Genomic DNA, 12276 nt, shown 5'->3' with positions numbered 1-12276 from the left:
CAGATCCGTTGAAAGGAAAGCTGAACCATGTCCACTGAACCCCGAGAGCTCCATCTCAACGCCTTCATCATGTCGACCGGCCACCACGAGGCCGCCTGGCGACACCCTGAGGTCGAACCCGCCCGCGCGCTCACGCTGCAGCACTACGTCGACATCGCCAGGACGGCCGAGCGCGGCCTGCTCGACTCGGTCTTCTTCGCCGACGGAGTGGCGCTGCACGGCAACGTGAAGCACAACACGCACAGCGCCTTCGAACCGCTCACCCTGCTCTCGGCCCTGGCCGCCTCGACGACCCACGTCGGGCTCATCGCGACCGCGTCGACGACCTACAACCATCCCTACACACTGGCTCGCGCGTTCGCCTCGCTCGACCACCTCAGCGGTGGGCGGGCCGGGTGGAACATCGTCACGAGCGCCGGGCAGGACGAGGCGCGGAACTTCGGGCTCGAGGGTCGCCCCGACCACGAGGCGAGGTATGCGCGGGCCACCGAGTTCGTCCAGCTCGCCCAGGCGCTCTGGGACTCCTTCGACGACGAGGCCGTCATCGCCGACAAGGTGTCGGGCATCTACGCCGACACCGACCGCATCGCTCCGATCGACCACAAGGGCCCGCACTTCGAGGTGCGCGGCCCACTCAACATCCGCCGGCCCGTGCAGGGCTACCCCCTCCTGGTGCAGGCGGGGTCGAGCGAGTCGGGCAAGGAGTACGCGGCCCGCTTCGCCGAGGCCGTCTTCACCGCGCAGCAGACGCTCGAGGAGGCGCAGGCGTTCTACGCCGACCTCAAGGGCCGGCTCGCCGCCCACGGTCGGCGCCCGGAAGCCCTGCTCATCCTCCCTGGCATCAGCCCCGTCATCGGGCGCACCGAGGAGGAGGCCAAGGAGAAGGAGGCCGAGCTCAACGCCCTGATCAACCCGGCATACGGGCTGGCGCAGCTCTCGACCATGCTCGACCACGAGCTGACCGAGGGCGACCTCGACGGACCACTGCCGCCCGTGGCGGTGGGCACGGAAGGCAACCAGAGCCGCAAGCAGCTGATCCTCGACCTGTCCGAGCGCGAGGGCCTCACGGTCCGCCAGCTCATCGAGAGGCTGGCCGGCGGGCGCGGCCACCGGGTGTTCGCCGGGACGGCCGTGCAGGTCGCCGACCAGATCCAGGAGTGGTTCGAGCAGGGGGCAGCCGACGGGTTCAACGTCATGCCGCCGACGCTGCCGGGCGGTCTGGACGACTTCGTCGACCTCGTGGTCCCCGAGCTGCAGCGTCGGGGCCTGTTCCGCACCGAGTACACGGGCAGGACGCTGCGCGACCACTACGGCCTGCCCCGGCCGGCCAACCCCAACACCGAGCACGCCCTCACCACGAAGGAGCACGCAGCATGACCGCCATCGCGACCGACCGGGACGTCCGCAAGATCACCGGACGGATCGGCGCCGAGATCGTCGGCGTCGACCTCACCTCCGACCTCGACGCCGAAACCATCCAGTTCCTCAACCAGGCTCTGCTGGAGCACAAGGCGCTCGTCTTCCGCCGTGCCCCGCTCACCGACGATCAGCAGGAACGGTTCGCCGCGCACTTCGGCCCGCTCACGACGGCGCACCCCACGGTCGCGTCGGCGCCGGGCGCCCCGCGGATCCTTCCCGTCGACAGCGAGAAGGGGGCGGCCAACCACTGGCACACGGACGTCACCTTCGTCCAGGCGCCACCGAAGGCGACCACCCTGTCGAGCAAGGTGGTCCCACCCCACGGCGGCGAGACGCTGATCGCCAACACCGGTGCGGGCTACCGCGACCTGCCCGAGCCGTTGAGGCTGCTGGCCGACTCGCTCTGGGCGATCCACACCAACGACTACGACTACGCCGAGCCGGAGGAGTCCCTCGACGACCAGGCCAGGGAGAACCGTGCTGAGTTCACCTCCACCGCCTATCGGACCGCCCACCCGGTCGTGCGCGTGCATCCCGAGACGGGGGAGAAGGGGCTCTACCTCGGCGGCTTCGCCCAGCGGCTGGTCGGGCTGTCCGCCGCGGAGAGCCGGGACCTGATCCGGCTGTTCCAGTCCTACATCACGCGCCCCGAGAACGTCGTGCGCGTGGCCTGGGAGCCGGACCAGCTCGTCATCTTCGACAACCGGATCACCCAGCACTACGCGATCGACAACTACGACCACCTGCCGCGCCGCCTCCACCGGGTCACGGTCGCGGGCGACGTGCCGGTGGGGCTGACGGGGGAGAAGAGCAGGGTGATCGAAGGGGACGCGTCGCACTACACGCAGGGGGACTGACAGGGATGCCGCAGGGCCGGGCCGGCGCACGAGGCCCAGCCACGCGGCATACCCGGACATGCGAAGAGGCCCGCACGTGTGTGCGGGCCTCTTGGCTTTCGAGCGACCCCGACCGGGCTCGAACCGGCGACCTCCGCCGTGACAGGGCGGCGCGCTAACCAACTGCGCTACGGGGCCTAGATGGTGCTTTTACTGCGTATCCCCAACGGGATTCGAACCCGTGCTACCGCCGTGAAAGGGCGGGGTCCTAGGCCGCTAGACGATGGGGACCAGTTCAACGGCCCCCCGCCGTTAGCGCCAGGCGCGGATCCGTCGAGGACTCGCGAAAGCATACGGGCAGACCGCCCGGATAACCAAAACGGGTCCGTGGGCGACGCGAGCCGGGGGCTGGGCGCCGCCCGTCCCCACGACCCCGACGGTATGCCGCGTGGCTGGTCAGGGGCGTGCCTCGCGCATCGCCGCGCGCACCCGGTCGACGGCCGCCGACTCGCTCAGCCCGGCCCGTGCGGCCAAGATGGCGTACTCCGCGGCGCTGCGGTCGAGGGCGACGTCGAGGGGTTGAGAGCCCGCCGCCACGACGGTCCCGGCGCGACTTCGGGTGGTGACGAGACCCTCGGCCTCGAGCTCCTTGTAGGCCCGGGCCACGGTGTTGACCGCCAGGCCCAGGTCGGCGGCCAGCCCGCGCACGGTAGGGAGCCGGTCGCCCTCCGCGAGGGTGCCGCGGGCGATCAGCCCGGCCAGCTGGGCGCGGACCTGCTCGAAGGGTGGCTCCGGGGCCGTCAGGTCGACCGACACCGGCGGGGTGCTCACCCGCCGCTCGCAGCCGTCTGCGGGGCGGCCCACGTCAGCAGGCGGTCGACGTCCCAGGTGGTGACGATCCGGTCGGGGTCGATGCCGAGCTCCTCGGCGCGCTCGCAGCCGTAGGCCTTCATCTCCAGCTGCCCCGGGGCGTGCGCGTCGGAGTCGATCGCGAACACGCAGCCGATCTCCATCGCCAGCCTGATCAGGTCGTCCGGCGGGTCGCGCCGCTCGGGACGGCTGTTGATCTCGACGGCGGTGCCGTGCTCGGCACAGGCCTCGAACACGGCGCGCGCGTCGAACTCCGACTGCGCTCGCGTCCCGCGCGATCCCTCGACGAGCCGCCCGGTGCAGTGGCCCAGCACGTTGACGCGGGGGTTGGACACCGCGGCCACCATCCGCTTGGTCATCGGCGCCTTGTTCATCTTGAGCTTGGAGTGGACGCTCGCGGTGACCAGGTCGAGCTTGGCGAGCATCGCGTCGGTCTGGTCCAGCGACCCGTCGTCGAGGATGTCGACCTCGATCCCCTTGAGCAGCCGGAACTGGCCACCCAGCGAGGCGTTGATCGCGTCGACGATGGACAGCTGCTTGGTCAGCCGCTCTGCCGTGAGCCCGTTGGCCACGCGCAGCTGGGGGGAGTGGTCGGTGAGGACCAGCCACTCGTGCCCGAGCTCCACGGCCGTGAGCACCATCTCCTCGATGGGACTGCCGCCGTCCGACCAGTTGGAGTGCGAGTGGCAGTCGCCCTTGATCTGGGCGAGCAGGTCCGTGCCGCCCTGGGCGAGCGGCCTCGCCTTTCCCTGCAACGACTCCAGGTATGCCGGGAGCTCACCGTCCAGGGCCTCGCTCACCACGGCGGCGGTGGACTTCCCGATCCCTGGGAGGTCCTGCAGCGTCCCCGCCTGGTGGCGGCTGCGGAGCTCGTCGTCCGGCGTCTCGCGGACCGTGACGACGGCCTTGCGGAACGCCTCGACGCGGTAGGAGCCAGCCCGCTCGCGCTCCAGGAGGAAGGCGATGCGTCGCAGGGCCTCGTCGGGCTCGACGGGTGCGGTGAGGGGTTCCACGGACGCGACCACGGCGCTACCCCTTGAACTGCTGCCGGATCATGAAGTCCCAGACCCGGTCGCCACCGAGCGTCCTCGTGGCGATGAGGGCCCGGGCTGCCGGCGTCACGATGTAGCGCGACCGGGGGTGGCGCGACTCGACCGCCTTGACGACGACCTTGGCGACGGACTCCGGGCCGGTGGCCACCATGGGGTTGCCGTAGCCCCCGGTGGTGTTGCTGGCGCTGGAGGCCAGCAACGCGGCATACGGTGAATGTTGTTGTGCCGCAGCGGCATCGGAGGTGAGGGCGGTCTCCTCGAAGCCGGTCCGGATGAGGCCGGGCTCGATCAGGCTGACGCCGATACCGAAGCCGCGCACCTCGTTGCGCAGGGCGTCGGTGATCGCCTCCACGGCGTACTTGGTTGCGTGGTAGTAGCCGCCGACGGGGAAGGTGAAGCGGCCGCCCATCGAGCCGATGTTGACGACACGACCGCTGTGGGCTTCGCGCATCGCCGGCAGGACGAGCTGGGTGAGCCGGGCGAGTCCGAACACGTTGGTCTCGAACATGGTGCGCACCTTGTCGAGGTCGGTTTCCTCGATGGTGCCGTACTCGCCGTACCCGGCGTTGTTGACCAGGGCGCCGATGCTGTCGTGCTCGGCCTCGATCGTTTTGACCGCGCTGGACATCGACTCCTCGGAGGTGACGTCGAGGGCGAGGATGCGCGCTCCCGCGGCTTCGAGGTCGGTGAGGGTCTCGGTGCGACGGGCGGTGGCATAGACCGTGTGGCCGCGTGCGATGAGCGCCTCGGCTGCGGCACGGCCGATGCCGGACGAGCAGCCGGTGACGAGGACAGGTCCGGTGGGGGCGGCGCTCACTGCTCCTCGCCGCGCCCTGCGGGTCCGGCCGGTCCTGCGGGTCCTGCGGGTCCTGCGGGGCCGGCGGGTCCGCCCCCGTTGCGGCGCGCGACCCAGCGCTCGACGCCTGCGTACGCCAGCCAGCCCGCCGCCAGGGCGATGACGAAGACGACCCACGTGTTGAGGCTGGGGAGGACCGCCTCGAGACCTTCGCGGACGAGGACGATCGCACAGACGGCGACGACGATGGGGGCGAAGGCGGCGACGCCACCAGGTCGCTGCCCGGGGCGCTGTCCGGTGGTGGGACTCATGCCGCCAGTCTGCCCCATCACCCGCCGGGAAGGGGTCACGCGTCCCGGGCGCTGCGAGATGTGTTGGAGCGCGGGCGGATCCGCACGGCAGGCATCTCTGGCGCCGGCAGGTGCTTGACCTGGCCGGCGTACCCGTCCACCTCACCGAACCGCTCCGAGTGGGCCATCCACTCCTCGCGAGCGGTCACGATGTCCTCGTGGCTGCGGCCGACGAAGTTCCACCACATGACGATCTCCTCGTCGAACGGCGGCCCACCGAGGATGAGCGCCCGGGCGCTGTCGTTTCCGGTGTTGGTGAGGGTGAGCGTCGCGGTCGCCGTGGGGAGATAGGCCATGGCGCTGCGCGGGGTGGCGGTGCCGTTGACCGTGAGCCCTTCGCTGTCGGCCAGCACCCCGTGCTCGTATGCCGCGTCGAGACCCAGCTCGACCGTGGCCCCCGCGTCGAGGGTGACCTCGGCGCCGAGCAGGGGGGTGAAGCTCTCGACCGGGGAGGTCTGGCCGGCCAGGCTGCCGAGAAACACGCTCAGGGTGGCACCGTCGAGCCGCGTCGGCGTCGGCTCGTGGTGCTGGAATGCCTTGGGGGCGTTGCGGTACGCGTCGGGCAGGGCCACCCACAGCTGGGCCCCGTGGAGGACGGTCGTGCCCGGAGTGGACACCTCGGAGTGGGCGATGCCGAGCCCGCCGGTCATCAGGTTGACCGCACCGGGGCGGATGATGGCGTGGTAGCCGAGGCTGTCGCGGTGCTCGATCTCGCCCGTGAACAGCCAGCTGACCGTCTGGAGCCCGCAGTGGGGGTGGGGCGGGACGTCCATGCCACCCGAGCCTGCGACGTCGTCCGGGCCGTAGTGGTCGGCGAAGCACCAGGCGCCGATGAGCGAGCGCTGGCGCTGGGGGAGGGTGCGACGGACTGTCATCGCGCGAGGCCCGCCGAGGGGCACGTCACGGGGTTCGAGGATCTCCACCCCGTCGACGGACGGCGCCGTCGAGCAGACGGTTTCTTGTGGCTGGGTCTCGACATTGCTCACCAACCCAGTCTGCACCGAACGCGCTCACCCGGAGCAGACGTGGCATCGAGAGTGCACGACACGCTGGCCGCGCTCGCCTGCCGTCAGCGTGTCGTGCACCCTCGAGTCACGCGCGCCGCGTCAGACAGCCAAGTTTTTCGGGCACCGGTGGGCCCCGTGGGACTCGAACCCACAACCTACGGATTAAAAGTCCGCAGCTCTAACCATTGAGCTAGAGGCCCTGGCTGCCTGTTGGCGAGCCGCAGGTCAGCGTAGCCAACGAGGCGCAGGAGTCCCCACTCCGTTCAACGGGCTCTGACGATCAGCGATCAACGGATCAGGCGTTCAACGGCTCTCGGCGAGACAGGTCTCGTAGGAGATGGACCTCGGACAGCCGCGCCATTCCGACCCGATCACCCCCGCGAGTGCCAGCACCGCCACGAGGCTGATCACGACGGCATACCCGGCGGTGCGCAGGCTGCGCAGGAGCGCGGAGCGGACGAGCAGGGCGGCGAGCAGGCAGGCTGCGGCCAGCAGCAGCAGCTGGCGGGTGCCCGCCGGGTCCGTAGACCGCCCGAAGCCGCCGCCCGAGCACCCGGAGATCCCGCACATCCCGAGCCAGGCCATCAACCCGAAGAACGCGAAACCGGCCACCCCTGTGGCGATCACGAGCACCGACACGACGGTGCGGACCACACGAGCCGGCCGCGGACTCCGGGACTCAGGGGGCACGTTCCCACTGTGTCGCAACCAGCCGTTGCATCGTGGGACCCGGCAAGGAACCAACCCCAGGCAGTCCGGGGGCGCCCGGAACCCCATCCCACCCCGAGCCGTTGGCCCGACATGAACACCCTCACCTGTCCCAAGTGTGGTTCCGACATGCGCAGCTACGAGCGCAACCGGGTCCACGTCGACCAGTGCACGGGATGTGGCGGCCTGTTCCTCGACCGTGGGGAGCTCGAGGCCCTGGTCGCCGCGGAGAACGCGTGGCACCAATCCCCTGCGCAAGCACCTCCCGCAGCGGCAGCGCCGACCCCGCAGCAGCCGCCGGTGCCACAGCCCCCACAGCAGCAGGGGGCGTGGCAACAGCAGCCGGCTCAGAGCTACCAGGCGCCCTACCGCTCGATGTCCAAGGCGCCGTACGGCGGACCTGGCGGCTACGGCCAGCGGCGCAAGAAGTCGTTCCTCAGCGAGCTCTTCGACTGAGCGAGGCCGCCCAGCGAGCATCACCTGAGACAATGGGCGCGATGAAAAACGAGCCCAGTGGCCGACCCGGTCCGCGCCGCCCAGCCTTCTTCAGCCCCATGGCGATGGAGGCGCAGGGCGGCACGGTCCCCGACCCCGCGCAGGTCACCGAGATCGCCCACGAGACGGCCGCGGTCCTGGTGGGCACCGGGCGCGCCAACGACGACCCCGCCCTGACCGCGCGGCTCGTAGCCCTCGTCGACGAGCTGGGGTTGGTCACCGTCGCAGAGCTCTGGGCCGACCGTCCCGCGCGGAGCCTGCCGGGTGCCCTCTGGCGGCTCTACGCCTTGCGAGAGTGGGTGCAGCGCAGCCCGGGTGAGGCCAGCGCCGACTACGCAGCAGGGATCCGCTTCACCGACGTCAACCACGCGGTGGCGGGCGTCGCCGAGCCGCCCGGACCCGCCGAGCTCCGCGAGCTCAGCGACGCGATCCTGCGGGGAGTCTTCGCGGGCGACTTCGCCGTTGCGCTGCAACGGGCGGCGGCGTTCTGTCGCGTCGTGGCCGCGGGCCGCGCCGACCGTGCCGACACGACCGACGCCCAGGACCGCGAGGCCGCCGCCCAGCAGACCCGCCGGGCCGCGTCGATGCTCTCGACCGCCGAGGATCTGGAGGCCGGAGCCCGCCTGTGGCGGGCCGGCGAACTCATCTGAACGGCCCCTTGCGTCGCGGTAAACACGCCGCAGATGGAACAACTCCAGAGCCTCCGGGGTTACAGTCGGACGTGCGTCGGGCCGCGGTAGCCCCGGGTCCCAACTGAAGCCGCTACGAGCGGCCGCGCGCCGTGAGGCGCTCCCGGCCCGACGCACAAATGTCATCTCCCGGCCATGTCTGGCCACTGATCCACAAGCCTTGGTATGCCGCGTGCGCGCCCCCTCGCTCAGCTGTCCTGGGCCGGCGGTCGACCACCCGGGCAGACCCCCTGGTGAGTCTGTGCGTCCTCTCTCGAGACCCGTCGCGAACGGCGACCCGGACCGCTCCAGCCGCACACGCGGCATACGGCATGACTGAACGAACCCCGGTCCTCGACATCGCGAGGTTCGACCGGGGGGGCACCGCCGAGATCGGGGGTCATGGCCACCATCATCAGGCATAGCCGCATGGGACTAGTCGTGATGGTGTCCGGTATGGCCCATCTGGGTGGTTCCGGGGCATCGCGGGTCAAGAGATAGCAAACTAGATGCGCTGTTCGGCGTTGCCTCGGTTAGCGTTTCATCCATGACCAAGGAACCGCGGGCCGGTGCTGACCTGACCGACGACGCGCTTCAGGACGAGATCGAGCTGGTCGGCGACCTGGTCGTCGCCGCGACTGCCAGCGACGAGCCGCTCACCGAGGACGAGATCGACCGGGCCCTCGGCATCGAGCGCGGGCACCCGACGTCGTCCGACGACGCACCGAGCTCCCCGCACCGGGTCTGGAAGCGCCAGAACGCCTGATCGTCTGCGCGGTACCGACCGGCGACGATCAGCGCCCAGTTGCGCTTTCTCGCGTCCTTGCCCGTAGCATCGTCCACGGCCATCCCCCCTTGCGTGACCGGAGAGAACCGTGGGCTTTCGCCTCACCCCCCAGGAGAACAGTTTTTACGATCTGTTCGCCAAGTCCGCTTCCTACCTCGTCCTCGGCTCGCGTGAGCTGACGACGCTGTTGGGCGTTCCACACGCCGAGCGCGAAGCCGTCGCGACGAAGATGCGGGAGATCGAGCACGCCGCCGACGAGGCGACCCACGAGATCATCCGCAAGGTGAACAGCTCTTTCATCACGCCGTTCGACCGGGAGGACATCCACGGCCTCGCGTCGACGCTGGACGACTGCATGGACATGATGGACGCCGCGGTCGACCTGATCGTGCTCTACCGCATCGGTGACCTCCCGGCCGGCGTGTCCGACCAGGTCGAGGTCCTCTCGCGGATGTCGGAGCTCACGGCTGACGCCATGCCTCGGTTGCGCTCGATGAAGGACCTCTCCGGCTACTGGATCGAGATCAACCGCCTCGAGAACCAGGCAGACCAGATCTACCGCCGGCTGCTCGCCGGACTGTTCAACGGTGACTTCGGTGGCGACACCCTCACGATCATGAAGCTCAAGGAGGTCGTCGAGGAGCTCGAGGCCGCCGCTGACGCGTTCGAGAAGGTGGCTCACAAGGTCGAGAGCATCGCGGTCAAGGAGTCCTGAGCCTCCCCATGGACTGGCTTCCGATCGGAATCGTCATCGCCTTGGCGATGGGCTTCAACTACACCAACGGTTTTCACGACGCGGCCAATGCGATCGCGACCTCGGTCTCGACCCGCGCCCTGACGCCGCGGGTCGCGCTGCTCATGGCCGCAGTGGCCAACCTCTTCGGTGCGTTCTTCGGCAAGAAGATCGCGGACACCGTCGGCAAGGGCATCATCGAGGCGCCCTCAGGCAACCCCGGTCTGGTGATCTGCGCGGCCGCCCTGATCGGCGCCATCGGGTGGAACCTGCTGACCTGGTGGTACGGCCTGCCGTCGTCCTCGTCCCACGCCCTGATCGGCGGCCTGGGTGGTGCCGCCCTGGCTGCGGGTGCTGACGTCAAGTGGACCGGCATCTTCCACAAGGTCATCATCCCGATGATCGCCTCGCCCCTCGTCGGGATCATGCTCGGCTACATCGTCATGGCCACGATCATGTGGCTGTTCCGCCGAGCCCACCCGGGTCGCGTCTCGCGTGGATTCAGGTACGCGCAGACCGCGTCGGCCGCGGCCATGGCCTTCGGCCACGGACTCCAGGACGCGTCCAAGACCGCCGGTGTTGTCGTCCTCGCGCTGACCGTTGGTGGCCACTACAACGGCAAGGGCATCCCGCTGTGGGTGCTGCTCATGAGCGCCATCGTGATCTCCCTGGGCACGTATGCCGGTGGGTGGCGGATCATGCGTACCCTCGGCCGCCGGATCATCCACCTCGACCCGCCGCAGGGTTTCGCAGCGGAGACGACGGCGGCCTCGATCCTCTACGTTGCGGGCATGGCGTTCGGCGCCCCGATCTCGACCACCCACACCATCACTTCGGCGATCATGGGCGTCGGCGCGACCAAGCGGCTGTCGGCCGTGCGGTGGGGCGTGGCCGGCAACATCGTCGGCGCCTGGATCCTGACCTTCCCCGGCGCCGGCCTGGTCGCCGCCGCCAGCTGCCTCCTGATCAACCTCTTCGTCTGACCGCCCCCGCTCCTGGCCACGGGTGCTGGGGGTAGGACGGGTTCGGCGCTACTCGGCGCTACTCGGCGCTGCTCGGCGCTGCTCGGCCCTGGTCTGCTCGCACTTGTTGCGATCTGGTGGTCACCCCGGTCCGGTTTGGGGGGTGCCGTGACCATCCGATGGCAACAAGTCGGGGGCAGGTGCGACGTGTTGCGATCTGGTGGTCACCCCGGTCCGGTTTGGGGGGTGCCGTGACCATCGGACGGCAGCAAGTCGGGGGCAGGGCGGGGCTATGGCGGACATCGCGGGGCGAGTTCGGCCGGCGCCCGGCCACCGTGGCCGCGACGCCGCGCCCGCATCGGTCGTGCTGGTCCACAGGGTCAGGGTCGACGCGGGCTGTGTCCACAGGCCCAAGGTCGGGCATGGTCCGCGACAGCCTCGCCACCCACGATCGCAGGATGAGGACAACCCCTGAAGCAGCGTGGCAGTCCCTGCCCCAACCCTTCCTGGCCAGGGAGGCGTTAGCCGCCGGCCTGAGCAGCACCAGCATCGCCGGGGCAGTCAGACGGCGTCACATCATTCCTGTCGCGCCCAGCCTGTACGCCGTCCGCGAGCCGTGGCTCGAACTCGACCCCCAAGAGCTTCATCGGGCCATGTCCCGTGCTGCGAGCGCGTCCGTCAAGGATGGGGTGCTGAGCCACCAGAGCGCTGCGCTTGTGCACGGGCTCCCACAGCCCTTGGGCCCACTTGGTGCCGTGAGCCTGACAGTGCCCGAGTCCGAGCGCACTGCCGCCCGAGATGACTGGAGGCGCCTGCTGGATGGCGACCTCCCTTCCGATCACGTCACCGAGGTTTCGGGCCTTCCCGTGACGACGGTCGACCGCACTGTCATCGACTGCCTTCGCCAGCTGCGGCTCCGCGACGCCTTGGCGATCGCCGATGGAGCGCTGCGCAACGGGACGACCAGTCCTGACGCACTGCGGGCGATGCGGGCCTTCCAGACGAGGTGGCCGGGCGTCACGAAGGCCGACGCCGGGATTGCCATGGCGGATGCGCGTCGCGAGAGCTGGCTCGAGTCAGCCTCCGTCGCCACAGCGCACCAGTTGGGCTTCTCGGTGCCGATGAGCCAGGTATGGATCCACCACCTGGATGGACGACTCATAGGCAGGGTCGACTTCCTGTGGGCACTGGCTGGCGTGATCGGCGAGGCGGACGGCCGCGGCAAGTACCTGGGTGCCTACGGCTCAGACATCTGGGACGCCGACGAAGCCGCGACCCACATGCTCGCCGAGCGGGAACGCGAACGCGAGCTCGAGTCAGTGGGTTTCGCGGTGGCGAGGTGGGACACAAGCGACGTCCTGGGTGGCGGTTCTGGCTTGGCTGAGGTCTTGCGATCTGCTCGTCGTCGGGCAGATCCGAGCCGGATCCGCTGTCTTTGGAGGCAGGACCCTGAGGACGACCTGCGTCTCTGGAGTGCGGAGACCATGCGGATGGGCGGAGATGAGGGCCCCTACGCCGCCTAACTCCGGGCGACTTGTTGCCGGCAGGTGGTCTCGAGGGGGCCGATTGCGGGGCTGGTGACGATCTGCGCGC

General features: G+C 69.8%; 14 protein-coding genes and 3 tRNA genes. 8 read left to right on the top strand and 9 right to left on the bottom strand.

Translation table 11 applies throughout. The features are described 5' to 3' along the window. Window positions 1-27 precede the first annotated feature (27 nt). Both AC1DWP_RS08390 and AC1DWP_RS08385 read left to right on the top strand, forming a co-directional pair. Window positions 28-1377, top strand: coding sequence for an LLM class flavin-dependent oxidoreductase (locus tag AC1DWP_RS08390; protein WP_477614011.1), 1350 nt, complete (start codon window positions 28-30; stop codon window positions 1375-1377). Next, window positions 1374-2276, top strand: a complete 903-nt coding sequence (locus AC1DWP_RS08385; RefSeq protein WP_477614010.1) for a TauD/TfdA dioxygenase family protein — start codon at window positions 1374-1376, stop codon at window positions 2274-2276. Before AC1DWP_RS08390 ends, AC1DWP_RS08385 begins: the two co-directional genes overlap by 4 nt. 103 nt (window positions 2277-2379) lie before the next feature. On the opposite strand, the gene AC1DWP_RS08380 is transcribed toward AC1DWP_RS08385, so the two are convergent. The 9 genes from AC1DWP_RS08380 to AC1DWP_RS08340 form a co-directional block, all read right to left on the bottom strand. Beyond that, window positions 2380-2453, bottom strand: a tRNA-Asp gene (locus AC1DWP_RS08380). A 20-nt stretch (window positions 2454-2473) separates the two neighbouring features. Beyond that, window positions 2474-2546: transfer RNA gene (locus AC1DWP_RS08375), tRNA-Glu, on the bottom strand. A gap of 165 nt (window positions 2547-2711) precedes the next feature. Further along, entirely contained in the window at window positions 2712-3086 is a 375-nt protein-coding gene (locus AC1DWP_RS08370; RefSeq protein ID WP_477614009.1) for a GntR family transcriptional regulator, read from the bottom strand. Next, entirely contained in the window at window positions 3083-4150 is a 1068-nt protein-coding gene (locus AC1DWP_RS08365) for a PHP domain-containing protein (RefSeq protein ID WP_477614008.1), read from the bottom strand. The genes AC1DWP_RS08370 and AC1DWP_RS08365 overlap by 4 nt, the downstream gene beginning before the upstream one ends. 4 nt (window positions 4151-4154) lie before the next feature. After that, entirely contained in the window at window positions 4155-4994 is an 840-nt protein-coding gene (locus tag AC1DWP_RS08360) for an oxidoreductase (RefSeq protein ID WP_477614007.1), read from the bottom strand. Beyond that, the gene (locus tag AC1DWP_RS08355) at window positions 4991-5284 is read right to left on the bottom strand and encodes a hypothetical protein (RefSeq protein ID WP_477614006.1); all 294 of its coding nucleotides are present in this window, start codon (window positions 5282-5284) and stop codon (window positions 4991-4993) included. Before AC1DWP_RS08355 ends, AC1DWP_RS08360 begins: the two co-directional genes overlap by 4 nt. A 35-nt stretch (window positions 5285-5319) precedes the next feature. Further along, window positions 5320-6309, bottom strand: coding sequence for a pirin family protein (locus AC1DWP_RS08350; protein ID WP_477614005.1), 990 nt, complete (start codon window positions 6307-6309; stop codon window positions 5320-5322). A gap of 148 nt (window positions 6310-6457) precedes the next feature. After that, a tRNA-Lys gene (locus AC1DWP_RS08345) sits at window positions 6458-6530 on the bottom strand. A 103-nt stretch (window positions 6531-6633) separates the two neighbouring features. After that, a complete protein-coding gene (locus tag AC1DWP_RS08340) occupies window positions 6634-7020 on the bottom strand; it encodes a hypothetical protein (RefSeq protein WP_477614004.1) in 387 nt (128 codons plus the stop codon). Between the two features lie 111 nt (window positions 7021-7131). On the opposite strand from AC1DWP_RS08340, the gene AC1DWP_RS08335 reads away from it, so the two are divergent. From AC1DWP_RS08335 to AC1DWP_RS08310, 6 genes are all read left to right on the top strand, one after another. Then, window positions 7132-7494 carry a TFIIB-type zinc ribbon-containing protein gene (locus AC1DWP_RS08335; protein WP_477614003.1) on the top strand — a complete coding sequence of 121 codons (363 nt, stop codon included), beginning with the start codon at window positions 7132-7134 and terminating at the stop codon, window positions 7492-7494. A gap of 41 nt (window positions 7495-7535) precedes the next feature. Beyond that, on the top strand, window positions 7536-8183 hold the full coding sequence (locus AC1DWP_RS08330) for a hypothetical protein (RefSeq protein WP_477614002.1): 648 nt from the start codon (window positions 7536-7538) through the stop codon (window positions 8181-8183). Between the two features lie 565 nt (window positions 8184-8748). Next, window positions 8749-8967, top strand: a complete 219-nt coding sequence (locus tag AC1DWP_RS08325; protein WP_477614001.1) for a hypothetical protein — start codon at window positions 8749-8751, stop codon at window positions 8965-8967. 109 nt (window positions 8968-9076) lie between these two features. Then, window positions 9077-9703, top strand: coding sequence for a DUF47 domain-containing protein (locus AC1DWP_RS08320; RefSeq protein WP_477614000.1), 627 nt, complete (start codon window positions 9077-9079; stop codon window positions 9701-9703). Window positions 9704-9711: 8 nt separating this feature from the next. After that, complete coding sequence (locus tag AC1DWP_RS08315) at window positions 9712-10704, top strand: inorganic phosphate transporter (RefSeq protein ID WP_477613999.1); 993 nt, start codon at window positions 9712-9714, stop codon at window positions 10702-10704. A gap of 734 nt (window positions 10705-11438) precedes the next feature. Next, window positions 11439-12206 carry a hypothetical protein gene (locus AC1DWP_RS08310; RefSeq protein WP_477613998.1) on the top strand — a complete coding sequence of 256 codons (768 nt, stop codon included), beginning with the start codon at window positions 11439-11441 and terminating at the stop codon, window positions 12204-12206. The last annotated feature ends 70 nt before the right edge of the window (window positions 12207-12276 follow it).

The organism is Pedococcus sp. P2_F6 (assembly GCF_056403675.1).
Note: the sequence above shows the minus strand (reverse complement) of the source record. Positions and strands in the feature narration are given on the sequence as shown.

Bases quoted from the DNA above. Each gene is read 5' to 3' on its own strand.
- AC1DWP_RS08390 (WP_477614011.1), top strand. From the start codon at position 28: ATGTCCACTGAACCCCGAGAGCTCCATCTCAACGCCTTCATCATGTCG.
- AC1DWP_RS08385 (WP_477614010.1), top strand. From the start codon at position 1,374: ATGACCGCCATCGCGACCGACCGGGACGTCCGCAAGATCACCGGACGG.
- AC1DWP_RS08355 (WP_477614006.1), bottom strand. From the start codon at position 5,284: ATGAGTCCCACCACCGGACAGCGCCCCGGGCAGCGACCTGGTGGCGTC.
- AC1DWP_RS08335 (WP_477614003.1), top strand. From the start codon at position 7,132: ATGAACACCCTCACCTGTCCCAAGTGTGGTTCCGACATGCGCAGCTAC.
- AC1DWP_RS08330 (WP_477614002.1), top strand. From the start codon at position 7,536: ATGAAAAACGAGCCCAGTGGCCGACCCGGTCCGCGCCGCCCAGCCTTC.
- AC1DWP_RS08325 (WP_477614001.1), top strand. From the start codon at position 8,749: ATGACCAAGGAACCGCGGGCCGGTGCTGACCTGACCGACGACGCGCTT.
- AC1DWP_RS08315 (WP_477613999.1), top strand. From the start codon at position 9,712: ATGGACTGGCTTCCGATCGGAATCGTCATCGCCTTGGCGATGGGCTTC.